Source organism: Mesorhizobium sp. M2C.T.Ca.TU.002.02.1.1, from assembly GCF_003997225.1.
In genome coordinates this window covers 1-846 of the sequence record NZ_RZTO01001353.1, presented here as the reverse complement: position 1 = coordinate 846, position 846 = coordinate 1, and the positions used below count along the sequence as shown (strand labels likewise).

1 protein-coding gene and 1 pseudogene are annotated in these 846 nt (G+C 68.7%); both read right to left on the bottom strand.

What is annotated here, in order from left to right; all coding sequences use genetic code 11:
- A pseudogene (locus tag EOD07_RS36065) lies at positions 1–532 on the bottom strand (lipid-A-disaccharide synthase); the annotation flags it as partial.
- Positions 522–846 (bottom strand): UDP-2,3-diacylglucosamine diphosphatase LpxI (gene lpxI / locus EOD07_RS36060; protein WP_127238487.1); only part of this gene is annotated, 325 nt, incomplete at its 5' end. The pseudogene EOD07_RS36065 and the gene lpxI, both read right to left, overlap by 11 nt.

Sequence of the window (846 nt, the reverse complement as noted above, 5' to 3'; positions counted from 1 at the left end):
CGCCCGGATCCCGCGTCAGCCGGTGACCGACATAAGTGCCCGGCGGTCCGCCGAGACGGGCAAGCGCCTTCACCTCGAACGGCAGGATGCACAGGATATGGTCGACATACGGCTTCATGGCCACCGCCCTGCCCGGCCGCCAGGCCCATACGCTCGGGCAGACATAGTGGACGATCGGGATGCCTGGTGCTGCCGCGCGAACCTTCTTCGCGACACGCAGTGAAAAGTCCGGACTGTCGATGGTGACGAGGCAATCGGGCCGCTCGGCTGCGATCGCCGCCGCCGTCTGGCCGATCCGGCGCATCAGCCGTGGCAGGTCACGCAGCACCGCGCTGAAGCCCATCAGCGCGATCTCGCTGCCATCGAAAAGCGGCGTCAGCCCCAGCTGCTGCAGATGCCGGCCGCCGATGCCGACAAGCTGAACCTTGCGGCCGGTCGTGCGCTCCAGCGCCCGCACAATGTCGGCGCCAAGCAGATCGCCGGATTCCTCCCCGGCGACGATTGCGAGCTTGAGCGGCCTTTCAGCGACCATTAGCCGGCTCCTCATCGGCCAACTCCGTTGCCGGCAGGCCGACGATGAACAAGCCAAGCGCATTGGCGCGCGCCAGCGTCTCCGGGCCTTCGAGAATAAGCGAGCGGCCAGCTTCCAGCGCGATGCCGGCCAGTCCGGCGGCATGCGCGGCCTCGACCGTCTGCGGGCCGATGGAGGGCAGGTCCGCACGCAGTTCCTGGCCGGGCTTTGCGCATTTGACAAGGACGCCGCGCGTCTTGCCGGCGAGCCTGCCATGGCCGCGCAATTCCCTTGTCCGCTCGAGCAGCGCCGCGGTGCCCTCCACCCCCTCGAGC